Below are 23,146 nucleotides of genomic sequence, written 5' to 3' on the forward strand. Positions count from 1 at the left end.
ATGTTTCTAAATTTGAATAGTGTTCATGTTCCTTATGAATACTATTACCATAAAGTAAAGTGCTCTATTAGCGCTTTCTTTACAGTTCATACATACTATGAACTGCTCATCATGCAACTTACAAAAAAAGTTATAGAGGTGAAATAAAATGGGTAAAAGAAAAGCAAATCATACTATTTCAGGAATGAATGCAGCATCTGCACAAGGACAAGGTGCTGGTTATAACGAAGAGTTTGCAAATGAAAACTTAACTCCTGCAGAACGACAAAATAATAAGAAACGCAAAAAGAACCAGTAACGAAAAATCCCAAAAGGAGCATTCACCTTTTGGGATTTTTTCTAATGTTTATAACGTAACAATTCCGAAACCGTTACAAATCGATAGCCCTGCTTTTTCAGTTCAGGTAATATTTTTGCTAGCGCCGCTACTGTTTGACTACGATTATTTCCCCCATCATGTAACAATACAATATCACCACTTTTAGCATGTTTCACTACATGATTTACGATAGATTCAACCCCTGGATTTGCCCAATCACGCGGATCTTGATGCCACGACCATAGAACAGTTTGATAACCAGCTTCTTTCGCTGTTTTAAATACAGCATCGTTAATATAACCGCCAGGAGGACGGAATAGCAAAGGCTCTTTCACCCATTTTTCGAAAAATTTCTTTCCATCTAAAATATCATTTTCTAATTTTTCATCCGATGAATTACTCGCATACAAATGGTTCATCGTATGATTTCCAATTTCATGCCCCTCTTTTAACACTTGTTTCACTAAATATGGATTACGCTGAACTCGAAATCCAATCATAAAAAATGTCGCTTCTGCTTTATATTGGCGCAATAAATTTAAAATTTGTGGTGTATAAGTTGGATCCGGTCCATCATCAAATGTAATAGCAATAATCTTTTCATTATTAGGTACTTCCCATGTTACATAGCCAGTTGGTTCTAGCTCTTTTCTGAGCAACATTTTCGCTTCCACTTTTTCAACTTGAAATATATGTACTGCGCATAATAAAGAAAAAATGACTAGAAAAATTTTCTGTTTTCGCATAATATTCGTTAAAGTAAGAGGTTGTCGAATACACAACAACCTCATTTACTTTTCTAATTGATCTACATGCTGCATAATATTTTGAAGATTATTTTCGTATTGCTCAAGTTGTGGGCGTTGTGTTTCCGAAGCTACTTCTAGTGCATTTTGAATCTGTTCATAGGCTTCCTGAACCTCTTGGCGTAATTCTTTTAAATCATGACCGTAGTTTGGATCATTTTTTACAATGTTGTTAAATGCATTTTCTGCTTGTGTAACACCTTGCTGCGCTGCTTGAAAAGCTTGTTGCTTATCTTTATGATATGGCATTATACAATCCCCTTTCCATAATAGTTAGTCCCACTTATCTTTACCTTTTTTTCTAAAAACATTCTCGTATAAATTTGCAAACTTCTCTCATTCTAAAAAGAAAGAGGAGGTGTCACAGAAAATGAGCAAAAACAATCGTGAAGCGAAAGAAAAAAAAGGACAACCCGAACCATTAAGCGGATCTCATAAAGTAAAAAACCGTAACCATTCACGTCAAAAACATCATGCACATCATGATATGTAAAACAAAAAATGCACACTAGCTACCTTTTCCACATACAATGTTTATATTTTTCCATTTATTCTTCACCCCTACTTCATTCATGCATAACATAGTATGAATTGAGATTTTACGGAGGGTGTCTTACATGGGCAAGAAAAAGAAGGATTGTCTTTTTCATGTTGATGGTTTCGAAGAATGGATGGATCAGTTTTGTTCTGATTCTTGTAGCAACTTTAGTTTCCCAAATCAAATTCATATTGACCTTTGTGAAACGGAACAAGAATACATTTTGGAAACAGATGTACCAAATGTAAAAGAACAAAATGTAGTCATTAAAAAGATGAAGACAGGCCTAAACATTTGCATACTTCATAAAAATATTTCTTTGCAGAGAATCATTCCTTTACCCGATAATATTATTTATAAGAAGATGCTAGCCTGCTTAGAGAATGGATACTTAGCCATTCATATTTCCAAAAACGAAGTTGCTCATAAACATGAAGAAAAAGTTCTTTTTCAAATTGAGAATTAAAATAAAGTAAAACTTTAATCAACAGGAGTTTTACTACCCGTTAATAACGGGATAAATACAAAAATAACCCCCAGCAGATGACTGGGGATTATTTTATTTCGCATGTAATTCTAAATTACAATTTGCACCATGCCTTTTTTTCAATAAACCTTTCGTAATTAAAAGTACGGGAAATGCTACAGTTGAAAATATAGCTAACGCTGAAAATACTACAAATCCATTTTGGTACCCGTAATAATCGAGAAGTACTCCCCCAAACCATGGACCTATTACTGCTCCAATTCCTGAAAATCCCATTGCTCCAAAATATGTTCCTTTTAACTGTGAAACAGCTATATCATCTATAAATACATCCGTCATTGAAAACATTAAGACTTCTCCAATTGTAAAAATAATTGTGCAAATAGCAGCACCTAGCATAGATTCTACTATTCCAAATCCAAATAATCCCCCGCTCACAAATAAAGTTCCAACCATAATGGATCCTAATAGTGTATACTTTTTACACATTTGAATAACAGGATATTGAATAATCACTACAACAACTGCATTTAAAGCGAGCATATATGAGAATAGCTTCACTCCATCCTGGAATATATGTGCATTTGCAAAATATTGTGATACTGTCGTCGTTAAGTGAGAAAAACCACAATTACTCAAAATAATACCAACTAACGCGACTAAAAATACAACATCCTTTCGCAAAATGCGAATTGCATTTAACATTGTGACAGGCTTTTCTATATTTACTTTCTTTTTTTCAATTGGATACTTCTTAAATTGGAATGCTAATATAGCTGTATATAGAATATATACTCCCGCTGCTACTAAAAAAGGAATTGTAGATTTTGCGCTTCCGATTTGTAATCCGACAAGTGGCCCAATCGCTACTCCAACATTGATTGCACCGTAACGCAAATTATATACGAGTAAACGATACTCTGGTTTCGTTAAATCTGATAATAATGCTCTTGACGTCGGTTCAAAAAAGGACCTACATAATCCATTTAAAGCATTTAATAAAAAGAAACTGAAAACATGATCTGCAAGTGAAAAACCTATGAATACAAACACCCAAACGATCATGGACCATATTAGAATCATATTTCGACCGAATCGATCAGATAAATTCCCTCCGATAAAACTAGCAAACACTCCAACAAGTGCACTCGTTCCAATAATAGCACCCGTCATTCCAGCTGATACGCCTTTAACAGTCGTTAAATAAATTGCTAAAAAAGGAATACTCATTGACGTGGCGAACCTCGCAAATAAAGTCCCTATTATAATTGTCATTCCTAACGGATGAATATTTTGTAACTTCCCCTTCATCTTAAAAACCTACTCTCCCTGTTATCACATAAAAAAAGAAAGCAAAGGATCTGCTTTCTTTTCCCTTTTTATACTTGAGCTGTTGATACTCGAGCTGTTCTCGTTATATCCATATCTATGCCATATGTAAACTGTAATTCTTTACAAACATCTTTAATTAAAATTGCAACATTATACTTCTCATTAAATTGTAAAACGATGTTTTCTACTTCTTCATATGTATACTTATATTCGCCTGTAATGACACTTTTTAAATCAAAGCATTCATTTATACAAAGTTGCACAAGTAGCTGGTCATATTTTTCTATTACATCTTCTTTCTTCCACAGCACCTCTTTTACATATAACCGATCAAACTTCACACTTTCACGGTTACAATCCGTTAAAATCCGGGTCATTTCGTTTAATTCTCGATACAATTCAGAAATATTTTTGCTTAAACTAAGCAGTTTATCTACGCCGTTTTCATACAACATATTCATTCCACCCCCGCATTTTCTTTTTCTTATTATAGCAAGAAAATTCTAAAAATAGTTTCTTTCTTCTGAAATATTAGGAAACTAATTTCAATTGCTTTACAATGAAACTAGTTAATGCGAGAGGAGAAAGAAAATTGGAGCACAAATTATATTACACTGACACTTATAAGCAAGACTTTACTACTAAAATTATAAAGCAAGATTATGATAAAGACGGTAACTTATACGTTGTTTTGAATGAAACAGCATTTTATCCGACAGGCGGCGGACAACCGTATGATACTGGTACATTAAATGATATCGATGTAATCAATGTAGAAGAGATAAACGGAGAAATTCGTCACTACATTGCAGAACAATTACATACAGAAGACATAGAAGGTAAAATTAATTGGGAGCGCCGTTTTGATCATATGCAACAACATGCGGCTCAGCACATTTTATCTGCTGCTTTTTGGGATTACTTTAACGTACCTACGATTGGATTCCATCTTGGTAAAGAAACGGTAACAATTGATTTAGAAACAGAAAATTTACATGCAAAAACGGTTGAAAAAGCAGTGCAAATTGCGAACAAAATTGTTTTTGAAAATCATCCAATCCGCATCCAGTGGATGAACTTAGAAGAAGCGAAAACATTGCCGCTTCGTAAAGAACCGACTTTAACAGAAAATATACGCGTTGTTATTATCGAAAATTATGACTACAATGGCTGTGGCGGAACGCACCCGAAACGTACAGGTGAAGTAGGTCCTATTCAAGTATTAGAATGGGAGCGTAATAAAGGTGGCATACGATTAACGTTTATCGCTGGCTGGCGCACACTTAAAGTAATGGGGCAACAGCAACAAATTATAAAAGATGTTTCTAAACAATTAAACAGTAGCGAGAATGATATTCCAGCAAAAGTAACACAACTTCTTACTTCTCAAAAAGAAAATGAAAAAGCAATGCAAACAATGACTGAAAAATTATTATATACAGAGGCAAACGAACTACTTCAACAACCTACCAAAATACATGCTGGCATACTTATTTCTAAAGTGTTTACAAATCGTTCTATGCAAGAAATCGCAAAGCTATCCGCTATTATTACAGAACAACAAGAGCATGCCATTACATATTTCGTTATTGAAAACGAGGACAAATTACAATGCATCCTCGCTTGTGGAAAGACAGTCACACTTGATATGAATGTACTTTTAAAAGACGCTCTTCCTGCTATTGAAGGAAAAGGTGGTGGAAATAAAAAGAGTGCACGTGGCGGCGGAAAAGCGCTTATGACTGGGGACGAGTTTTTAAATCAGCTTATTTCTTCTTTACAGTCAGCAGTGTAAAGCATGTTTATGAAGGATAGCTAATAGCTATCCTTCATCTTTATTTACAAGCCTATATTTCGTTTCAAGCCTTGATAACTCCCTGCATTTGCAAACCCTTCATTTACCAGTTTTATAAAAGTTTCCGAAAAACCATAATGACTTAATTCGTTAACCGGTACCATTTGCACATCATGAATCGGATTATGATCAAACTCGTTAGAAGGTAGCGTAATTTCACCTTCAATCCTTTCAAGCAAAAACGTTATATGTAATAAAGACGGGCGTGCATCTGGTTTATCACAAACATAGAGTAGCTTCTGAATGTTAACTTCTAACCCTGTCTCTTCTCTCATTTCTCGAATCATTGCTTCCTCTAACGTTTCGCCATTCTCTGCTCTTCCTCCAGGTAAAGACCAATTCCGATTAGCAACTTTTTGCTTTACTAGTAATACTTTTTCATCTTCAATTAAAATCCCAGTAACACGAACTTGCATTACATTTTCCATATGTAATCTCCTCTTCCTGTTATATTTACAAATTAATCCTTCCACAAAAAGAACATATGTTTTATAATTAAAGAAAATTATGGAAGAAAGAAGTTGTTACATTCATGCGTCCACCTTTAACAAAGTCTATATCACTTGAAGATTTCCAAAACTATTATTGGTTAAAAGCAGAACTGCAAACATTTTGTCGTGAGCATGGGTTACCAGCTAGTGGCTCTAAGATTGAAATAACCGAGCGTATCTCACATTATTTATATACTGGTAAAATATTAAAAAACAGCTCTGGTCAAAAGATGAGTAAAACTTCCCTCTCTTATAAAGAACTTTCTCTTCAAACGATTATTACTAACAATCACCGCTGTAGCGAAGATGTTCGTGCTTTTTTCAAAGAAAAAATCGGAGCAAACTTCCGCTTTACAGTAGCTCTTCAAAAGTTTTTTAAAGAGAATGTTGGAAAAACATATGAAGATGCGATAACGTTTTGGTATGAAGAAAACGAACGAAAAAAAGATCCTACATACAAAACAACTATCGGTGCACAATTTGAATACAATCGTTTCACTCGTGACTTTTTCGAAGATCCAAATAATAAAGGAAAATCAAAAGCTGATGCTATCGCTGCTTGGAATGAAATAAAAGCAAAACGTGGTAGCAATGCTTATGTTCCTCAAAAAGTAGAAAACTAGTTCCTTTCTAGTCTTCTACTTTCTCAAATAATAGTGCAAGACCTATCCCGCCCCCTATTCCTAACGTCGCGATTCCGTATTTCATACGCTCTCGTTTCGCCTGATAAAACAAGCGCGTTACAAGCATAGCCCCAGATGCACCGTACGGATGACCGAGCGCAATTGCACCACCATTTACATTTAATTTTTCATACGGAATTTGTAACTCCTTTGCACAAGCTACAACTTTTGAGGCGAATGCTTCATTTATTTCAAAATAATTGATGTCCTCTACTTTCATATTCCTTTCGTTTAATAATTTGTTCACCGCAAATATCGGACCAGTCCCCGGAAGATTTGGGTCTACTCCAACTACAGCACTACGAACGAAACGAAGGACAGGCTTATATCCTAATTTTCGAGCTTGCCCCTCTTCCATTACAAGAACAGCACATGCCCCATCATTGACACCACACGAATTACCTGCCGTTACTGTACCATTTTGTAGAAATGCGGGTTTAGTTCTTTTAATCATTCGTTCATAATTCATTTCTGGCTTTATAGATTCATCTAATAATCCATGAAAAGACAATATTTCATCATGTATATATCCTTTTTCTAATGCTTGCAGTGTTCGTTTATAACTGAGGCAAGCATACTCATCTTGCATTTCTCTCGTGATGTTATAACGTTCTGCAACATATTCAGCCGCTACTCCCATATTAGGATCGCCAATTGTTTCTGGTGAAAATCGCGCCCTATTTTGAAAAGGTGACACACTTGTACTCTCTACTCCTCCGGCGATATAGCACTTACCGGCCCCCCCTTGAATGAAATGACATGCGGTGCGAATCGCTTCCAATCCGGCACCACATTGCCGGTCAATCGTTACACCCGGAATATGATGACTAAGCCCTGCTTCTAAAGCAGATAATCTCGCAACATTCCCTCCTGGCCCAACAACATTCCCTAATATGACATCGTCTATTGCTCTCTCCATTCCTTTACTTAAAAATGTAAGAAGCGGCGCTGCTAATTGCTGAACTTCATAGTCTTTTAACATCCCATTCTTCTTACCAATAGGTGTCCTTTTCGCTTCTACAACAACTGCTCTATTCATATATTTTCTCCTGATTTTCAATGATACTTTTTGCTTCCATACGAGCGATTTTCCCGCTATTTGTATACGGTATTTCATCTACAAAATACCATTCTTTCGGTATTTTAAAAGAGGATAATCGTTGTAAGCAAAAACTCTTTAATTGTTGCCTCGTAGCACTTCCTTTTACAATCGCGACAGGTTTTTCACCCCAGTAACTATCTTCCACACCAATTACAACTATTTCATCAACAGCTGGATGTTCATGTAATACGCTTTCTATTTCTTCTGGGAAAATATTAATTCCTCCAAATAAAATCATATTCTTCTCTCTACCGACAATATAAATAAATCCTTCTTCATCTTCATAACCTACATCTCGCACTGTCATCCAGCCATCTGCAGTCAACTCTGGAATTAAAATCCCATCTAATATGTATCCCATAAAAAACTGATCACTTTTCACATAAACAGTTCCTATCTCACCTTTCTGTACTTCTTCTCCTGCTTCATTACATATTCGCACTTGCACATTGTGGCAAGATTTCCCTACTGAATTTGGCCTTCTATTACTCTCTTCATCAACTAGCGCTGTTACAAAGCTTAACTCCGATGCACCGTAAAATTCGTATTTTTTCGCATTAGGGAATATACTCTTTATTTTTTCTTTCGCTTCAGCTTCCCATTTGGCTCCTGACGAAATAATTTTCATTTCATTTTCTATTACTCTGTTTTCTTTATATAAAGATTCAAGCATTGTCGGAACTGTATACATAACTGATATATTTTCAGTTTCTAACTTATCTAGTACTTGATTTGGAATAAACTTTCTCATAATGTGAACCGTTTGTCCTACATATAATGCGCTTATTGCCCCGTATAAGAAAAGAGAATGAACGAGCGTCCCAGCTATTAAAATCGAATCCTCTCTTTTCATATGAAAGTCATGTACATTACAATCAAAACTATGAAGCCACGATTGTTGCGCACGTAAAAACGCTTTTGCTTTCCCAGTCGATCCTGATGTGAATCCCATATAAAAAGGAGCATTTTGTACATTCTCTATAGGGAAATATGTAGGAAGATATTTCTCAATCATCCTTTTCCACTCATCAATTTCAATTACTCTTCCTTCTTCATCCGGTAAATCATTTAACTTATATCTCTCTGTCACAATCATATCCGGATTACTAATTGCACTTCTTTCTTTGAGCTCATCTTGTTTCCACTTTATATCTAGTGGCACACAAACCCATCCGGCCATAGCAGCACCCGCGAATAGTTGTAAAAACTCTATACGATTTTCTAATACAATCGCTATCGTTTTATTCTTCGATTCTTTTTCATTCAACCAGTTTGCTACTTTATACACTGACTCAAACCACTCTTTATATGTTAAAACTCGATCATTTTCCTTTATTGCTATTTTATTCGGTTGTAAAGAGGCATGTTTTTTATATTCTTTTGTTATTCCCATATGAGATGTCCTTTCTTTACAAAATACTAAAAAGAAACACGCAATAAACGTGTTTCTTCTCTTTCTTATCCCGCATTTGTATATTTCCCATTCTTTAGAGCAGGCGTAATAATATGTTTCAATGAACGATGTAATTTCGTTACAAGAATTGCTGCTATAATTGCTTTTATGCAATCCCCTGGTAAAAATGCGACACTTACTTTCATCGTCTGCCATATAGAAACATCCATTACGAAAGCTTGTACAATAATACCAAATACATAAACTACGAAAATACCACCAATTATATTAATGCATAATACTTTTATAATAGAAACTTCACGTAAACGCTCAATTAAGTAACCAATGACAAATGCTCCAACGATATAACCAAGTAAATATCCTGCACTTGGCCCAACAAATACGCCAAAGCCACCACGTCCACCAGCAAGTAATGGCGCTCCAACTCCTACAATAAGTAAGAAAATAAGCTGGCTTAATGCACCAAGACGTGATCCTAACAATCCACCAGCAAGCATAACACCAAGTGATTGTAATGTAATTGGAACTGGTGTAATAGAAAGAGCAATTGGAGGTATTAACCCTAACACTCCCATAATAGAACTAAATAAAGCGACGAAAACTAAGTTTTTTGTATTCATATTTGCTTCTCCTATTTGTAAACCTAAAATTACTTTTAGATAACATATCACAGAAATTATATTATCTTTCCGTCTTTCTTTTGTCAACCTCCAATTCATTTAAGTTTACAAATAAAAATTCACTTATTTCTCTCTATGCAAATGCTCAAGTTCTTTCCGAAGCGCTTGTTTTAAAAACTTCCCAACAGATGTTTTCGGTATTTCTTCCATAAATACAATATCGTCTGGTAACCACCACTTCGCAAACTGTGGTTTTAAAAACTCATATATTTCCTCTTTCGTAACTGTACTATTTTTCTTTTGAACGACACACGCAACAGGGCGCTCTTGCCACTGCGGATGAGGAACAGCAACGACAGCTGCTTCAAATATAGCATCATGTGCCATTAAAGCATTTTCAAGGTCTACTGAAGAAATCCACTCGCCTCCACTTTTAATCACATCTTTCGTACGGTCAACAATTTTCACGCAGCCTTCCTCGTCCACTGTGACAACATCACCAGTATATAACCACCCATCGCGAAAACCTTCGACAGTACGCTCATCGTTATAATAGCTTGCAGCGATCCATGGTGCTCGTAAACATAGCTCTCCCATCTCCGTACTATCCCACTTCACTTCACCATTTGTACCGACTACTTTCATTTCTACACCAGGGACAAGATACCCTTGCTTTGATCTAATTTCTAATTGCTCTTCATACGATAATTCTGTTTCATAACTTTTTAAACGTGCAAGTGTTACGAGTGGGCTTGTTTCGGTCATACCATATGCATGGATGAACGGAACATTATGTTTCTGTTCAAATGCTTTAATAACACTTTTCGGTGCAGCTGCACCACCGCATAGTATTCTCGTCATACTAGATAAATCATAACTATTATTTTCTAACTCTTGTAATACACCAAGCCAAATTGTCGGCACACCAGCAGCTAACGTCACTTTTTCAGCTTGAATCATTTCTAATAAAATTTTCGGCGTAAACATCGGTCCTGGAAGAACTTGTTTTGATCCAAACCAAGTAGCAGCGAACGGAAGTCCCCAAGCATTCACATGGAACATCGGTACAATTGCCATCGCCGCGTCACTTTCCGATAAAGCAGCTGTATCCGCTAAACCGAGTGCCATACAATGCAGTACAGTACTACGATGCGTATATACAACACCTTTTGGATTTCCTGTAGTCGCTGACGTATAACACATACCAGCAGGTGTATTTTCATCAATATCTTTTACAAATTGGAAATTTGGATCGCCTTCTTCTAATAGCTTTTCATAATGATATACAGGTTCTAGCATAGTATTTGGAAGTTCATCTTTATCAGTCATAATAATGTAGGCTTGTACAGTTGATAATTCAGATTGAATTTTTTCAACAAGTGGTACAAAATCTTCATCAATAAGTAGAATTCGATCTTCTGCGTGCTGAATAATGTATGAAATATGTTGAGGAGATAAACGAATATTAATTGTGTGTAAAACGGAAGCAACACCAGGAATAGCAAAATACGCTTCCACATGTCGATGATGATTCCACGCTAACGTTCCTATACGCTCGCCTTCTTTAATTCCTAATTTTTTCAACGCACTGGAAAGCCTTCTCGTCCTTTCACCTAACAGCTTATATGTTAACGTCGTAACTGTATCATGTGTCCGTGAAACAATTTCTTTCTTTGAAAACAATTTTTCTGCTCTTTCCATCATAGAACTAATTGTTAGCGGTACATTCATCATCATATTGATTATATCCCCCTTTAAAACGCTTTCATTTTTCGTTTATTATAACAGACTTCTACAAATAATTACGACATTTTTCTGTATTTTCTGAATTATTTCTTTGGAAATAATTCAGAAAATACTAAGAGAAGATATACTAAAATTCCTTCTTACGATATATAAATACCGAAATAACAAAAGAAAAGATATATATGATAACGCCAAATATCGTATATAAAATGGAAACGTATAAAGATGAATTTAAATTTAATATTGGAAATTGTTCTATTAGATAGCCAATTACACTTTGTAATCCAAAATAAGTAACAAGTCCCCCGCATGCGCCTCCAATTGTAATAGCATCAGATTTTTCTGCTCCAAAAACATAGAGAAGTGGGTAGGCTATTGCTCCGGCATTAAGGATGATGAACGTCCCTAAAGAAACACTCTTACATATCCCATCATCAATTGGTGTATCTGAAACGAAACTATGTATATAAAATATGCCATACGACAATAAAGTACCAATAATTACAACTAAAAAATAGAAAAGGTAATGACTTTGTACAATGTTATTTCTAGTAACCGGTAAAGTAAGTACATATTTTTCATAACCTGACTTACTCTCATATTTAATAACTTCAAGTGCAGGAATTGCAGCAAATAAGATAATGAATGTAGCAATTAAACGGTACATTGAAGCATTACCAAAATAAAAAACAAATCCCGATCCTAATATCGCTATTCCCATGAACGTAAAGAAAGTTCGATACACTAGATAATAGTTTGTCAATAATAAACCTTTCATTTATTTTTCACTCCTTGTTAATAAAACACTTATTTCTTCTATTGAAATGGTTCTATGAGCGATCCCATTTGGTAGTTTATGCACATCTGATACAAGTACATTGAAATAAGAGCCATTATTCCTTTTCACCACAACTATATCTTTGTTAATTAAAGTTAGTTGTTCCTCATCAACATCTACAATGGCATAATTGTTCAAAACCTTATTCTTTTCTTCATTCAATAAAATTTCTCCATCTTTTATAATGATAAGATGGCTAGCTATTTTTTCTACATCACTCATAATATGAGAAGAAAGTAGTATACCACCATTACTTTTACTCACAAAACTTTTTAACTCCTCTAATACCTGCTCCCTAGATGAAGGATCGAGACCTCCCGTCGCTTCATCTAGGATTAATAATTTTGCATTATGTGACAGCGCAACAGCTATAGTTAGTTTCATTGACATTCCACGCGAGAATTTACCTACTTTCTCATTAGTAGGTAAAGAGAAAGAATGAACTAATCGGTAAAAATTTTCTCTATCCCAAGATTCAAACATCTTTTCAAAAACTTTATTTAGTTGTTTTATTGTAAGATGAGCCGGGAGATTCATAGCATCAAATACGACTCCTATCTTTTCCTTAATCTTGGCATCTTTATTTATATTTTCTTTACCAAATATTTTTACTGTACCATTATCTTTAGAAATTAATTGTAATACTGTTTTAAAGGTTGTTGATTTTCCAGCTCCATTGTTACCAATGAATCCAACAATTGATCCAGACGGCACATTGAAAGAAACATCTCTTAAAACAACTTTATTTCCAAATGATTTACTTAGATTTTCAATTTCTAGAAGATTTGACATCATTACACTCCTATCTTAACTTTTAATAAAAATATGTTTTCTCCTATTAAAAATTATCCACCTTTTCTCTCACTTTCTTTTTCAGTTTAAAAATAAGACGATTACTATATTCTTTATTTTCTACTAAAATTCGATACGCCTCTAATACTCCTAACACACGAACAAAAAGATAAACTCCAATAGCAATAAGTACAACACAATAAGGGTGATACTGGACTAATTCTCCTGAAGTGATATGCTTTTTCTCAAATAAAAAAGGTAGCGCTCCTGCTGCTATAAAACAAAATCCAACGATTATTACTACAGCATACTTTTTCTTAATAATTGCATATCTTTTTGTCAATTCTTTTAGAAAGTTTTGATCAAATAATAATTCTTCCTTTTTTAATACATTGTATCGACTCTCTTCTATCATTACAGGTACCATCATTGCTCCAATACCAAGGACAGCAATAATGATGACAAGGAACATAGACATTGTTACATTTTCTTTAAATAATAAATACGGTATTGTAGATAAAATGAGCAAACTAAACCCTAGCGCTATATATTTAGAAATTTTTTGTCCGTACACTATATACCCTTCTGCCATTTCCTGACTTACGTAATAGCCATCCATATTTTCATTACTTTTCTCTGCAGTTTCTTTTAATAAATAGTCGAGTGATACTTCAAAAACATTTCCAATCATTATTAACTTTTCAGTTTCAGGAAAACCTTGACCGTTTTCCCATTTACTAACCGCTTGCCTTGTTGTATTTAATTTTTCAGCTAATGCTTCTTGAGAAAGGCCCTTTCCCTTTCTTAATTTAAAAAGCTTTTCACCAAATCCCATATGTGTGTCCCCCTTTGTTTTCTTACCTAAATTGTATGTAAACATTGCCCTTGTCTCTATCTTCCTGCGGTTGCACTTTGTCAACTTACGGTTGCGAATGTGTTATATAGCGGTTTTCTATATAATTTAGCTAGTTTTCTTTTATGATTATGGTGTGAATAAAAACCTCCCATCTCAATAACCAATTATAACAATTAAAGGTAATTATTGTTACCCAAAAAAATAAAAACTCCTTTATTTATTTAAAGGAGTTTTCGATATGAAATATTTCCAGAATGGCTAATTTTCTATCTCAATTAATTCACAATTTCTTCTATACATTTTTGTACGTTGTGCAACGATTAATAAGCATCCCACACAGTATATTTTGTTATCTCTTTATATAAGGCATATTCATATATATGTAAAATATTTCTCCTATTAACTTCCCTAATAAAAACACTTTTTAATAATCATAACGGCTTCTGCTTAAACTTTTCATAATGTCGTACTTTTAATAAAAGGACATTCCCGCAATCTGTACAAATATAAGCATCTACTGGTGAAGATGTGAACATCGTCTCCTTTTTCCGTATTTGTGCATAACCGACAAACTCACCTTCTCCTATATTTTGAGAACCACAATTAGAGCATGTCTGCACGTCTTTCTGTTTCATGAGAGCACCACCTTTAATCTGTTTCTACTCCCTTCGACAGTTCACTTCCATTTCCCTTCCAAAAAACGCCTTATTCTCTTACATTTCAACAGGAATCTCAGAACAAACATCGTATATGTACTATGAAATATATTTATTGACGGGGGAATCTCATGAGTACAATTATGACAATCAATACCGCACAAGAAATTGAAAACGCAGAAATACATATGCTTTCTTCTAGATTAGAGGCACTACAAGCGATAAAAGAAAATCCAATGCAAGTACAAATAGAACAATTCGGAAGTGCCACCGCCTTTTCATCAAAAGTAATTGCTGGTCCTGCTTTTAATACGATAAAAGGTATTACAAATACAACTCAGATAGATGAAATCATCTCTTATTATCAATCACTACAAATCCCTTGTCGTTTTGAAATTACGCCAGCGCAAGGTACAGCTGAATTATTTCAATACTTATCTGAAAAAGGTTTTTATCAATCTAGCTTCCATACCGCTTTATATAGTACACCGCGAGAAGATCCGTCCCTTGTTCCTTCTAACATTTCAGTACGCAAATTAAAAGAAAATGAGTTTGATGTTTTTGCAGACATATATGTACGTGGATTTAACATGCCATCCTTTACAAAAGATGGTGTGCGCCAAAATAACGAAATTCTCTACGATAAACCAGGATGGCATTTTTTCATAGCTGAAGTTCAAAACATTCCTGCGGGCATTGGTGTCCTGTATATAAATAAGGGTGTCGCATCATTAGCTGCTTCTGCTACTTTGCCAGAATTTCAGCGTAAAGGCTGTCATACTGCCTTAATTCAAAAGCGAATTGAGACAGCTATTGAATCCAATTGTCATTTAATAGTCGGACAAGCAAGATTCGGTAGCAGCAGTCAAAATAATATGGAACGTGCCCATATGAAGATCGCTTATACAAAATCAATCTGGACCGCCAAAAACATATAATTAACATTCTTTCTCTTCTCATTACAACTTTATACACTTTATGACAATTCCTTTTCAACTCTATTAATCATTTGAATATTCAAACTAAATCTGTTACGCTATTGCTAGATACATCATTCAACTTGCAATATGAAAAGAGAATTCTAATCAAACTACAAGGAGGAGAAATGTATGACTAAACATGATCATGGTTTAAAAGAAAAAGTAGAAGGTGCTATTGATAAAGTAAAAGGCGAAGTAAAAGAAGTTGTCGGGAAAGTAACTGACAATAAGAAATTACAAGCTGAAGGAAAATGGGATAAGGTAAAAGGCACTGCTAAAGATACTGTCGGTAATGTAAAAAAGAAAGTTAATGAATATAAAGAAAATAAATAAAAAAACGAAAATGTATGGTTGTGCAAGTAGTAAGTTACTAGATTTGAGAAAAGAGAAATTGCACCCATAAAAAATCATTTTAAAACGACAAATAGATGCCTCAAGGCATCTATTTGTCTATAAATAACTATTTTAATTACCCAACCCTTAAGCTTTTCCTTACTAACATTTTCTAACATAATGCCTTTGCTACAGTAAAGACTTACTTTGTGAAATTTGGTTTTAGGTCACCTGTATACGGTTCGTGCTCAACAAAGATTTTTATATCTTTTCCATTCGCATCTTTCCCGATTCTTGTATACGTAAATTTCTCTTTATTTAACTCTGTAAGTTCAAGGACCGCACCATATTTATTATTTCCTAACGAAGCGTGAGCCCTTATTTTATTACCATGTACAACATCAAAGAAACCGTAGTCCCCACGACTTTCTCCTGTATTCACATTGAAAAACTCGTATTTATTTGTATTTTTATCGTATTTTGCTAGACTGATTAAGTTTGAGTTATATTTTGTTACATCATTACCTTGGTCGTCTAATACCACCGTTCCGTTCCATAGTGTACTAGATAAAATTTCATCTCCATCAACATCTTTAACTATTTTACCTGTCGAACTTTCTAAATTTTTATCAGGCCGCGTGAAAGAAAGTTCTTTTTCATGGTACGGAATATGTTCAACAAACACCTCTACATCGTTCCCTTTTACATCTTTCCCCATTCTTTTATATGTAAATTTCTCCTTATCTAATTGCGTCAATTCAACAACTGCTTGATAATTTTGCGTTTCAGAAATTAACACTCTTTTCTTTCCATCATTCGTTATAAAAAAGGTACCGCTATCATTACGACTCTCTCCTGTCTTTGCATTAAAAAATTCATACCTTGCCATTTTAGCATCATATTTTGCAAGCCCGATGAAATTTTGATTTTCTTTCGTTACATCATTATGATCTTTGTCATAGACTTTTGTCCCTTGCCAATTTGTTTCACCAAGTATGCTAGCTAGTAGTTGCCCTTTCGTTTGTTTAGTTTGATCAGTTTCTTGTATTGCATTGTATAAAAATTGTGCGTACTGTTCACGCGTCACATCCATACTTGGAGCAAATTTTCCTCCTCCTACTCCTTTTGCAATATTATTTGTTTGAACAGCACTAATTGCATTTCTTGCCCATGAGTTCGTTGAAACGTCAGTAAAAGTGTGATCACTCTTTGCCTTTAAATGAAAAGCATTTGTAAGAACTTGTGCCATTTCTACACGTGTTAAGGATGCCTTCGGTCTAAAGTTCCCATGTTCATCACCCTTAAAAACGCCCATTTCTGTTAAAGACAAAATTTCCTTTATATAACTTGTCGAATCTTCACTTACGTCTCCATATGGGTTCTGATAATTTTTGTCTTCTGCCAAATTAAAATAACGATATAGTAAAGCTGCAACCTGTTCGCGTGTTACGTTATCTCCAAAACCAAATCTTCCATCATCATAGCCGAAAATGATTTTCTCGTCTGTTAATTGCTGAATCGCCTCATATGCCCAGTGCCCCTTTGGAACATCTTTAAATACACCAGTATGATTCGTTTTTGGTGTAATCTCTTCTGCTTTTACTTCTCCATTTTTTTCAGTTAATAGAACTCCACCTAGAACTGCTGATATGATACATGTTTTTAAAATTGTTTTATTCATAGTTTTCTAATCCCTTCCTTAATTTAACAAATAATTACACCACTTTTCTTCCAAAAGAAGACTCTATGTGAGCAATTCATGTTTTAAATTTTCATTACAGCTAATTGGATACAAAGTGTTACACCTCCAAAGTTTTTTTCGTAGTATCCATAGCTGCTATATATAGGAATTATAAATAACAACTATAAATTGCCCATAAACAAATTATTAAAAAAAGATAAAATTAAGATTATATATTTTTAATCTCAATCTTTTTATAAAAAAACGTTCCTTTTGGCAAAAAGATGGCTTGAAATTAAATGTTCATTCCATTTTTTTGTTTATGCTATTATGATAAAAGAAAGAATATTTCGAAATAACAAACCTGAATTTGGGCAGAAATGAGGAAAAGAAATTGAATATTGAGCAACAATTATATGATGTGGTGAAACAGTTAATTGAACAAAGATATCCAAACGATTGGGGTGGAGCCGCAGCGATTCGTGTAGAAGATGGAACAATTTATACAAGTGTTGCTCCAGGCGTAATAAATGCTTCAACAGAACTTTGTATGGAAACAGGTGCAATTTTAGAAGCTCATAAATTTCAAAAGAAAGTTACACATTCTATTTGTCTTGCGAGAGAAAATGAGCATTCTGAATTAAAGGTACTCTCGCCTTGTGGTGTATGCCAAGAACGTTTATTTTATTGGGGACCAGAAGTACAGTGTGCGATTACAAATGCTAAACAAGATATTATTTTTAAACCTTTAAAAGAGTTGCAACCATATCATTGGACAGAAGCATATCATGATGAAATGGCAAAAGAATGGAGTACGAGATAGAGGAATAAGTTTCATTATTTTCCTGATGACAATAAAAAAATGTCACGGCCTTTTCCAAATAAAACATCGAAAAAGGCCGTGACATAACACTTATTTTATAATTGACGGAAGTTTACTTCCCTTCACTTTTTTCTAACACATACAAATCTTCTTCAATATTAGATAATTTCTCTGTTACAAGCTTTCTAGCATCTCCAATCGCTTGATTGTATGCAAATGGTCCTACTAATTTAATCATTTCTTCTATTAAACGCTCTGCTTGGAAGCGTCCAATTTCATCTAAATCTTCCTCAACGAAAAATTGCTGAATTTGTGCTACTAGCTCTTCTTTTTTATCATTTGGTATTTTTATATTCATCATCATTTATTACTCCTCTATATTTAGGATAGTACGTTTCTTAACTCTACCATAGAAAAACGCTTTCCAGGGCAAGTTTTTGTAACTCCTTCTAGCTCTCTATGACCGAGTATATTTTCTTTCTTTATAGCAAACTGCTTCATAAACATTTTACATAAAGAATATAATGCATTCATTTGTGCGGTAGTTGGATCATATTTATCAAAATTACCCGTCATACATATTCCAATTGTATCTCTATTATTATCTTTCGCATGCGCTCCAATATGTAAACCACGTCCTTCGACTACAGTTCCATCTGCTTCGATAAAATAATTATAACCAATCCCGCTCCACCCTCTTACTTTTTGATGAAATTCATGTGTTTGATACACATCCCATCCATCTTCGGATGTGTGGTGGATAATCAGTTTATTTACTTTTTCTAAAGGAACTAATTCATCTTGAAATGTTAAATTAACACATTTAATTTCCATTTGAACATCCTCCCTTAAAAATCAATCATCATCATTGTTTTATCATCTGGTCTTATTCTCTTTTCCCCTTCTAGTTCTTCAATAATTGCTACATATTCATTTATACTATTCTTTCTTATATATGCAACAGTTTGTTCGAGTGACCAATCTGGGTGGAATAATCCGTCTGAACAAATAAAAACCCCGCTTACTTCATCTATATGTAATTCCCCATGCTGTAAATAATGAATCGCTTCTTTCATTCCATTTGCAACGGAATACCCCCCCTGCATATTTGCAAGATAACGATTATATTTTAACTGTTCTCGCACATCTTGAAAAACATGTTCTTCTGGTACAGATACCCCTTCTTTACGATCTTCTTCTCTTTTCTTTTTTGCTCGTTTACTAATTCCTTCGACCGTGTCTTTCGTTAATACTTGCATCGTTCCATTTTGAAGTATTGCAACAATCATACAGTCCCCTAATTGTGCATATTCAATTTTCTCACCAACTATTTGGACTGCCGCGATACATGTGCACCACAAATGCTCTTTCTTTCTCGTATCTACTCCATATGCTAACATTTTTCTTTGCAATGCTTCATTTGCTTTTGCAACAGCAACTTGTAAACTATGATTTTCGCGAAATGAATTAAAATAACTTGCAAATAAATGTGAAGCGATGTATGCTCCATTATGTCCCTTTTCATCACGAAACGGGACAAGTGGTGTTGCGCCGTCACATACACCATAAATCTTTTTTTCTTCATTACAAAAATAAGAATCCTCACATTCTTGCTTCAACGGGCTTTTCTGTTGATATGTTTTTATCTTCATAACTGTATCCCCTTCCAAATGATAAAATACTCAAATTCTTTTGATTAATCTAATTTTCCGAAATAAACTGTTTTTACCCAAAACTTTCAATATCATATATAATCTTGAAATAATATGAATTTTTCAGTGAAGGACGGGAAAGAGATGGTCAGATTTCTTGGTGTTATTATTGGTTCTATTATTATTGCGATTGCCTTTAATCTTTTCCTTATCCCCCACAAAATTTTAAGTAGTGGAATTGGCGGAATTGCTATTATTTTAGGGATTGTAACTCCTGTAAACACAGGTATTATTAACTTTGTATTAAACTTACCTATCCTTATTTTAGGATACATAGGTCTTGGAAAAAAAGTCATTTTTAACACGATTATCTCTGTGATTGTATTATCTGTTGCATTATACTATGTTCCAGTGAAAGTCGTAGCAACAGATCCACTTTTATCATCTATCTTTGGTGGTGTTATTGCCGGAGCTGGTATCGGTCTTGTTTTTAACTGTAATGGATCAACTGGTGGATTTGATATTATCGGTATGTTGTTGTCTCGCAAAAGAGATATTAAACTTGGCGGATTCCTTATTGTTTTAAATGCAGTCGTTGTAATCATTGCAGGATTCTTCTTCACTTGGGATGTTGCTCTTACAAGCTTACTTTCGATTTATGTAACTGGTAAAGTTATTGATGCTATTCATACGAAACATCGGAAGGTTACACTTATGATTGTAACAAATGAAGCAGAAAAAATGAAAAAACAACTTCTTTCAACTGTTGTACGTGGCATTACATTACTTGATGGCGAAGGTGCTTATTCTAGCGAAAAGAAACGTGTACTTATGACAGTCGTTTCTCGTGAAGAATTAGCAAGTATGAAATTAACAATTTCTGAAATTGACCCTCATGCATTCGTTAACATTACAGAAACGGTTGAAGTATTAGGATTGTTTAGAAAAGGTTAAAAAACTAGGTGGATTTCCACCTAGTTTTTATTTTCCATAAATTCAATTCGATTTCCGAACGGATCTGACACATAAAATCGAATTACATCTGGTCGTGCATGATCATCTATTACTTCAATGCCTTGCTGTATTAACGCTTGTTTAAATTCATCTATTTTTAAAACATAAAAAGCCGGATGTGCCTTTTTAGCTGGGGTAAAGTTTTGCTCAACTCCGATATGAATCTCTTGATTTCCACACTTAAACCAGCACCCACCGCGCTTCTTTAATTCCTCTGGCTTTGGGATTTCCTCCATACCAATTTTATTACTATAAAACTCTCGCGCTTCTTCTTCACACCCTACAGGCGCAGCTACTTGTACATGATCGATACCTTGAATATAATTTCTCATTTTCTCTCCCCCTCTTCTACCCTAATGTTATAAGGAAAACCTACTCCTGTAACTTACAAATGATTTATAAAACAATATAAGCTCCCCTTATTACCACCCTATACGCACTTTTCCAAAATAAAGAAAACAAAATTTATTATATAACTTCCATTTTTTATAGAAATACACATTACATCTATATTATAGTTATGAATAGACAAATCTTTTTAGATGCTATTTGTACGGAGGAACTATTATGAGTCGTAAAAAATATTCATCAACTCAAAGAAAACGTCATCCGAACATTTCTAGACGTTTACGGAACCATATACAAGATCGTTCATTAACAGAAATGTATGCATCTCTGTTCGAACACAACCCTGATGGTATTATTTCATTAAATTTAGAAGGAATTATTATACACACTAATCCTTCTGCCGAAAGAACACTAGGTTACACTTCTTCAGAATTAGAACGAAAAAGCATTACCTCTATTTTAGAAGCTCATATTTCTGAGCAAGTATTACAAAATATAAAGAACACTAAAGCTGATAATCAGCACGAGTATATATTATCTATTTATCATAAAAATGGATTTTTATTAGACGTCGTGACAAAACTAGTTCCTATTTTTGTCCAAAATCGTCTAACTGGCGTATATGCCATTATGAAGCCTCTTGAAAAATCAGAAAGAATTGAGAAAAAGCTTAAAGAAAGTGAGAAGAGGTTGCGTACATTAGTAAACTCCATGCCTGCATTTGTTATATTTAAAGATCATGAAGGGCGCTGGCTTGAGGCAAATGACTACGCACTTTCTTGCTTCAATTTCCATCATGTACCTTACCACGGAAAAAAAGATAGTGAACTCATTCAATATAATGAAGCGTACCGAGAAGCTTTTTTACATTGTGAAGAAGTCGATGAATTAGCATGGCAACAAAGACAAATTCTTCATGGTGAAGAATTTATTATTCATAGAGATGATTTCGACCTAATCTTAAGTATATCGAAGGTTCCTCTCTATCACCCTGACGGCTCCCGTAAAGGTCTTATCGTAATGGGAAGAGATATTACTGAGCTAAAGGAAACGGAAAAGTTATTACGAAAATCTGAAAAGCTCGCCGTAGTCGGACAACTGACAGCTGGAATTGCTCATGAAATTCGAAATCCACTCACTTCTCTAAAAGGTTTTCTAACATTGCTACTCCCTGAAATAAATGAGGAGCAGAAGTGGTATATCGATGTTATGTTAAGTGAAATTTCACAGATGGAATCTATCACGAGTCAATTTATGGCGATGTCTAAACCACAAGTATTAGCAATCCAAACTTGTAACATACAAACTTTAATTGAAGAGGTAGTTACATTTATTTTACCAACCGCAATTATGCATAGCGTTCATATCATTATGGATCATTTTGATTACGTATATGACATTCAATGTGACGGTAACCAATTAAAACAAGTTTTTATAAATATATTAAAAAATGCGATTGAAGCAATGCCAAATGGCGGAAATATTTTCATCCAAACAAAACCATTAGAGGGTAATTTCATCTTAATACGGATCATCGATGAAGGTTGCGGTATCCCAGAAGATCGTATCTCCCGTTTAGGCGAACCGTTTTATAGTTTAAAAGAAAAAGGCACAGGGCTAGGATTAATGATGTGTTACAAAATAATTGAAGAACATCATGGTAAATTACACATTTCAAGTGAATTAAATAAAGGTACGGTCGTTGATATTCACCTACCACTTTCTTCACCTCACCTTGCAATCCAGTCTTAAATAATAAAAGAAGCATCTGCTAACGATT

28 protein-coding genes are annotated in these 23,146 nt (G+C 34.3%); 10 read left to right on the forward strand and 18 right to left on the reverse strand.

The genetic code is table 11. The annotated features are described in order from the left end of the window. The first annotated feature begins 148 nt into the window (after nucleotides 1-148). Nucleotides 149-298 carry an acid-soluble spore protein SspO gene (sspO, locus tag BGI23_RS17250; RefSeq protein ID WP_000518052.1) on the forward strand — a complete coding sequence of 50 codons (150 nt, stop codon included), beginning with the start codon at nucleotides 149-151 and terminating at the stop codon, nucleotides 296-298. 41 nt (nucleotides 299-339) lie between these two features. On the opposite strand, the gene pdaB is transcribed toward sspO, so the two are convergent. Together pdaB and BGI23_RS17260 are read right to left on the reverse strand one after the other, a co-directional pair. Beyond that, nucleotides 340-1,065 carry a polysaccharide deacetylase family sporulation protein PdaB gene (pdaB, locus tag BGI23_RS17255; protein ID WP_157441062.1) on the reverse strand — a complete coding sequence of 242 codons (726 nt, stop codon included), beginning with the start codon at nucleotides 1,063-1,065 and terminating at the stop codon, nucleotides 340-342. Between the two features lie 45 nt (nucleotides 1,066-1,110). After that, nucleotides 1,111-1,374 carry a hypothetical protein gene (locus BGI23_RS17260; RefSeq protein ID WP_001146294.1) on the reverse strand — a complete coding sequence of 88 codons (264 nt, stop codon included), beginning with the start codon at nucleotides 1,372-1,374 and terminating at the stop codon, nucleotides 1,111-1,113. Between the two features lie 121 nt (nucleotides 1,375-1,495). Here BGI23_RS17260 and BGI23_RS17265 point away from each other — a divergent pair, with 121 nt between their 5' ends. Together BGI23_RS17265 and BGI23_RS17270 are read left to right on the forward strand one after the other, a co-directional pair. Continuing rightward, nucleotides 1,496-1,618 (forward strand): small acid-soluble spore protein P, encoded by a 123-nt coding sequence (locus BGI23_RS17265; protein WP_000042141.1) that lies wholly within the window; start codon nucleotides 1,496-1,498, stop codon nucleotides 1,616-1,618. A 124-nt stretch (nucleotides 1,619-1,742) separates the two neighbouring features. Further along, nucleotides 1,743-2,129 carry an Hsp20/alpha crystallin family protein gene (locus tag BGI23_RS17270; RefSeq protein WP_000516732.1) on the forward strand — a complete coding sequence of 129 codons (387 nt, stop codon included), beginning with the start codon at nucleotides 1,743-1,745 and terminating at the stop codon, nucleotides 2,127-2,129. Between the two features lie 93 nt (nucleotides 2,130-2,222). Here BGI23_RS17270 and BGI23_RS17275 read toward each other — a convergent pair whose 3' ends face one another. After that, nucleotides 2,223-3,461, reverse strand: coding sequence for an MDR family MFS transporter (locus BGI23_RS17275; protein WP_070806681.1), 1,239 nt, complete (start codon nucleotides 3,459-3,461; stop codon nucleotides 2,223-2,225). Nucleotides 3,462-3,529: 68 nt separating this feature from the next. Further along, the gene (locus BGI23_RS17280; protein ID WP_000965140.1) at nucleotides 3,530-3,937 is read right to left on the reverse strand and encodes a hypothetical protein; all 408 of its coding nucleotides are present in this window, start codon (nucleotides 3,935-3,937) and stop codon (nucleotides 3,530-3,532) included. A 137-nt stretch (nucleotides 3,938-4,074) separates the two neighbouring features. Here BGI23_RS17280 and BGI23_RS17285 point away from each other — a divergent pair, with 137 nt between their 5' ends. Next, entirely contained in the window at nucleotides 4,075-5,277 is a 1,203-nt protein-coding gene (locus tag BGI23_RS17285; RefSeq protein WP_157441042.1) for an alanyl-tRNA editing protein, read from the forward strand. A gap of 44 nt (nucleotides 5,278-5,321) precedes the next feature. Here BGI23_RS17285 and BGI23_RS17290 read toward each other — a convergent pair whose 3' ends face one another. Next, nucleotides 5,322-5,765: an NUDIX hydrolase gene (locus BGI23_RS17290; RefSeq protein WP_070806683.1), complete on the reverse strand. Its 444-nt coding sequence runs from the start codon at nucleotides 5,763-5,765 to the stop codon at nucleotides 5,322-5,324. Nucleotides 5,766-5,869: 104 nt separating this feature from the next. Here BGI23_RS17290 and BGI23_RS17295 point away from each other — a divergent pair, with 104 nt between their 5' ends. Beyond that, nucleotides 5,870-6,451, forward strand: a complete 582-nt coding sequence (locus BGI23_RS17295; protein ID WP_070806684.1) for a DUF6434 domain-containing protein — start codon at nucleotides 5,870-5,872, stop codon at nucleotides 6,449-6,451. A gap of 7 nt (nucleotides 6,452-6,458) precedes the next feature. Here the strand turns inward: BGI23_RS17295 and BGI23_RS17300 are convergent, their stop codons facing one another. From BGI23_RS17300 to BGI23_RS17335, 8 genes are all read right to left on the reverse strand, one after another. Further along, nucleotides 6,459-7,550: an acetyl-CoA C-acyltransferase gene (locus BGI23_RS17300; protein WP_070806685.1), complete on the reverse strand. Its 1,092-nt coding sequence runs from the start codon at nucleotides 7,548-7,550 to the stop codon at nucleotides 6,459-6,461. Then, nucleotides 7,543-9,006, reverse strand: coding sequence for an acyl-CoA synthetase (locus BGI23_RS17305; protein ID WP_070806686.1), 1,464 nt, complete (start codon nucleotides 9,004-9,006; stop codon nucleotides 7,543-7,545). The genes BGI23_RS17300 and BGI23_RS17305 overlap by 8 nt, the downstream gene beginning before the upstream one ends. A 65-nt stretch (nucleotides 9,007-9,071) precedes the next feature. Beyond that, the gene (locus tag BGI23_RS17310) at nucleotides 9,072-9,647 is read right to left on the reverse strand and encodes a biotin transporter BioY (protein ID WP_070806687.1); all 576 of its coding nucleotides are present in this window, start codon (nucleotides 9,645-9,647) and stop codon (nucleotides 9,072-9,074) included. A gap of 123 nt (nucleotides 9,648-9,770) precedes the next feature. Then, on the reverse strand, nucleotides 9,771-11,384 hold the full coding sequence (locus BGI23_RS17315) for a long-chain fatty acid--CoA ligase (RefSeq protein WP_070806688.1): 1,614 nt from the start codon (nucleotides 11,382-11,384) through the stop codon (nucleotides 9,771-9,773). 136 nt (nucleotides 11,385-11,520) lie between these two features. Further along, a complete protein-coding gene (locus BGI23_RS17320) occupies nucleotides 11,521-12,171 on the reverse strand; it encodes an ABC-2 transporter permease (protein ID WP_070806689.1) in 651 nt (216 codons plus the stop codon). Further along, nucleotides 12,172-13,023, reverse strand: a complete 852-nt coding sequence (locus tag BGI23_RS17325) for an ABC transporter ATP-binding protein (protein WP_000067339.1) — start codon at nucleotides 13,021-13,023, stop codon at nucleotides 12,172-12,174. A gap of 46 nt (nucleotides 13,024-13,069) precedes the next feature. After that, nucleotides 13,070-13,858 (reverse strand): helix-turn-helix domain-containing protein, encoded by a 789-nt coding sequence (locus tag BGI23_RS17330; RefSeq protein ID WP_000505633.1) that lies wholly within the window; start codon nucleotides 13,856-13,858, stop codon nucleotides 13,070-13,072. Nucleotides 13,859-14,310: 452 nt separating this feature from the next. Then, entirely contained in the window at nucleotides 14,311-14,514 is a 204-nt protein-coding gene (locus tag BGI23_RS17335; protein WP_000810212.1) for a hypothetical protein, read from the reverse strand. Between the two features lie 152 nt (nucleotides 14,515-14,666). Here BGI23_RS17335 and BGI23_RS17340 point away from each other — a divergent pair, with 152 nt between their 5' ends. Together BGI23_RS17340 and BGI23_RS17345 are read left to right on the forward strand one after the other, a co-directional pair. Further along, nucleotides 14,667-15,473: a GNAT family N-acetyltransferase gene (locus BGI23_RS17340; RefSeq protein WP_070806690.1), complete on the forward strand. Its 807-nt coding sequence runs from the start codon at nucleotides 14,667-14,669 to the stop codon at nucleotides 15,471-15,473. A gap of 171 nt (nucleotides 15,474-15,644) precedes the next feature. After that, entirely contained in the window at nucleotides 15,645-15,848 is a 204-nt protein-coding gene (locus BGI23_RS17345; RefSeq protein WP_000160412.1) for a CsbD family protein, read from the forward strand. 202 nt (nucleotides 15,849-16,050) lie between these two features. Here BGI23_RS17345 and BGI23_RS17350 read toward each other — a convergent pair whose 3' ends face one another. Beyond that, nucleotides 16,051-17,529: a DUF4822 domain-containing protein gene (locus BGI23_RS17350; RefSeq protein WP_070806691.1), complete on the reverse strand. Its 1,479-nt coding sequence runs from the start codon at nucleotides 17,527-17,529 to the stop codon at nucleotides 16,051-16,053. 394 nt (nucleotides 17,530-17,923) lie between these two features. Between BGI23_RS17350 and BGI23_RS17355 the strand changes: the two genes are divergently transcribed. After that, nucleotides 17,924-18,352 carry a cytidine deaminase gene (locus tag BGI23_RS17355; protein ID WP_001019674.1) on the forward strand — a complete coding sequence of 143 codons (429 nt, stop codon included), beginning with the start codon at nucleotides 17,924-17,926 and terminating at the stop codon, nucleotides 18,350-18,352. A gap of 112 nt (nucleotides 18,353-18,464) precedes the next feature. Here BGI23_RS17355 and BGI23_RS17360 read toward each other — a convergent pair whose 3' ends face one another. From BGI23_RS17360 to BGI23_RS17370, 3 genes are read right to left on the reverse strand one after another with little or no spacing between them, the layout of a single operon-like run. Then, nucleotides 18,465-18,716: a DUF2164 domain-containing protein gene (locus BGI23_RS17360; RefSeq protein WP_001983516.1), complete on the reverse strand. Its 252-nt coding sequence runs from the start codon at nucleotides 18,714-18,716 to the stop codon at nucleotides 18,465-18,467. Between the two features lie 17 nt (nucleotides 18,717-18,733). After that, nucleotides 18,734-19,186, reverse strand: coding sequence for a peptidoglycan recognition protein family protein (locus tag BGI23_RS17365; protein ID WP_070806692.1), 453 nt, complete (start codon nucleotides 19,184-19,186; stop codon nucleotides 18,734-18,736). 14 nt (nucleotides 19,187-19,200) lie between these two features. After that, nucleotides 19,201-20,004, reverse strand: a complete 804-nt coding sequence (locus tag BGI23_RS17370) for a protein phosphatase 2C domain-containing protein (RefSeq protein WP_070806693.1) — start codon at nucleotides 20,002-20,004, stop codon at nucleotides 19,201-19,203. A 144-nt stretch (nucleotides 20,005-20,148) separates the two neighbouring features. Between BGI23_RS17370 and BGI23_RS17375 the strand changes: the two genes are divergently transcribed. Beyond that, on the forward strand, nucleotides 20,149-20,958 hold the full coding sequence (locus BGI23_RS17375; RefSeq protein ID WP_000251333.1) for a YitT family protein: 810 nt from the start codon (nucleotides 20,149-20,151) through the stop codon (nucleotides 20,956-20,958). A 20-nt stretch (nucleotides 20,959-20,978) separates the two neighbouring features. On the opposite strand, the gene BGI23_RS17380 is transcribed toward BGI23_RS17375, so the two are convergent. After that, nucleotides 20,979-21,350 (reverse strand): VOC family protein, encoded by a 372-nt coding sequence (locus tag BGI23_RS17380; protein WP_001246942.1) that lies wholly within the window; start codon nucleotides 21,348-21,350, stop codon nucleotides 20,979-20,981. Between the two features lie 235 nt (nucleotides 21,351-21,585). Between BGI23_RS17380 and BGI23_RS17385 the strand changes: the two genes are divergently transcribed. Then, the gene (locus BGI23_RS17385; RefSeq protein ID WP_048550127.1) at nucleotides 21,586-23,118 is read left to right on the forward strand and encodes a BA3702 family sensor histidine kinase; all 1,533 of its coding nucleotides are present in this window, start codon (nucleotides 21,586-21,588) and stop codon (nucleotides 23,116-23,118) included. Nucleotides 23,119-23,146 lie beyond the last annotated feature (28 nt).

Source organism: Bacillus sp. ABP14 (genome assembly GCF_001831375.1).
GTDB lineage: Bacteria > Bacillota > Bacilli > Bacillales > Bacillaceae_G > Bacillus_A > Bacillus_A paranthracis.

Coding starts and splice junctions, on each gene's coding strand:
- sspO (WP_000518052.1), top strand. CDS start 149: ATGGGTAAAAGAAAAGCAAATCATACTATTTCAGGAATGAATGCAGCA.
- pdaB (WP_157441062.1), bottom strand. CDS start 1,065: ATGCGAAAACAGAAAATTTTTCTAGTCATTTTTTCTTTATTATGCGCA.
- BGI23_RS17260 (WP_001146294.1), bottom strand. CDS start 1,374: ATGCCATATCATAAAGATAAGCAACAAGCTTTTCAAGCAGCGCAGCAA.
- BGI23_RS17265 (WP_000042141.1), top strand. CDS start 1,496: ATGAGCAAAAACAATCGTGAAGCGAAAGAAAAAAAAGGACAACCCGAA.
- BGI23_RS17270 (WP_000516732.1), top strand. CDS start 1,743: ATGGGCAAGAAAAAGAAGGATTGTCTTTTTCATGTTGATGGTTTCGAA.
- BGI23_RS17275 (WP_070806681.1), bottom strand. CDS start 3,461: ATGAAGGGGAAGTTACAAAATATTCATCCGTTAGGAATGACAATTATA.
- BGI23_RS17280 (WP_000965140.1), bottom strand. CDS start 3,937: ATGTTGTATGAAAACGGCGTAGATAAACTGCTTAGTTTAAGCAAAAAT.
- BGI23_RS17290 (WP_070806683.1), bottom strand. CDS start 5,765: ATGGAAAATGTAATGCAAGTTCGTGTTACTGGGATTTTAATTGAAGAT.
- BGI23_RS17295 (WP_070806684.1), top strand. CDS start 5,870: ATGCGTCCACCTTTAACAAAGTCTATATCACTTGAAGATTTCCAAAAC.
- BGI23_RS17300 (WP_070806685.1), bottom strand. CDS start 7,550: ATGAATAGAGCAGTTGTTGTAGAAGCGAAAAGGACACCTATTGGTAAG.
- BGI23_RS17305 (WP_070806686.1), bottom strand. CDS start 9,006: ATGGGAATAACAAAAGAATATAAAAAACATGCCTCTTTACAACCGAAT.
- BGI23_RS17310 (WP_070806687.1), bottom strand. CDS start 9,647: ATGAATACAAAAAACTTAGTTTTCGTCGCTTTATTTAGTTCTATTATG.
- BGI23_RS17315 (WP_070806688.1), bottom strand. CDS start 11,384: ATGATGATGAATGTACCGCTAACAATTAGTTCTATGATGGAAAGAGCA.
- BGI23_RS17320 (WP_070806689.1), bottom strand. CDS start 12,171: ATGAAAGGTTTATTATTGACAAACTATTATCTAGTGTATCGAACTTTC.
- BGI23_RS17325 (WP_000067339.1), bottom strand. CDS start 13,023: ATGTCAAATCTTCTAGAAATTGAAAATCTAAGTAAATCATTTGGAAAT.
- BGI23_RS17330 (WP_000505633.1), bottom strand. CDS start 13,858: ATGGGATTTGGTGAAAAGCTTTTTAAATTAAGAAAGGGAAAGGGCCTT.
- BGI23_RS17335 (WP_000810212.1), bottom strand. CDS start 14,514: ATGAAACAGAAAGACGTGCAGACATGCTCTAATTGTGGTTCTCAAAAT.
- BGI23_RS17340 (WP_070806690.1), top strand. CDS start 14,667: ATGAGTACAATTATGACAATCAATACCGCACAAGAAATTGAAAACGCA.
- BGI23_RS17345 (WP_000160412.1), top strand. CDS start 15,645: ATGACTAAACATGATCATGGTTTAAAAGAAAAAGTAGAAGGTGCTATT.
- BGI23_RS17350 (WP_070806691.1), bottom strand. CDS start 17,529: ATGAATAAAACAATTTTAAAAACATGTATCATATCAGCAGTTCTAGGT.
- BGI23_RS17360 (WP_001983516.1), bottom strand. CDS start 18,716: ATGATGATGAATATAAAAATACCAAATGATAAAAAAGAAGAGCTAGTA.
- BGI23_RS17365 (WP_070806692.1), bottom strand. CDS start 19,186: ATGGAAATTAAATGTGTTAATTTAACATTTCAAGATGAATTAGTTCCT.
- BGI23_RS17370 (WP_070806693.1), bottom strand. CDS start 20,004: ATGAAGATAAAAACATATCAACAGAAAAGCCCGTTGAAGCAAGAATGT.
- BGI23_RS17375 (WP_000251333.1), top strand. CDS start 20,149: ATGGTCAGATTTCTTGGTGTTATTATTGGTTCTATTATTATTGCGATT.
- BGI23_RS17380 (WP_001246942.1), bottom strand. CDS start 21,350: ATGAGAAATTATATTCAAGGTATCGATCATGTACAAGTAGCTGCGCCT.
- BGI23_RS17385 (WP_048550127.1), top strand. CDS start 21,586: ATGAGTCGTAAAAAATATTCATCAACTCAAAGAAAACGTCATCCGAAC.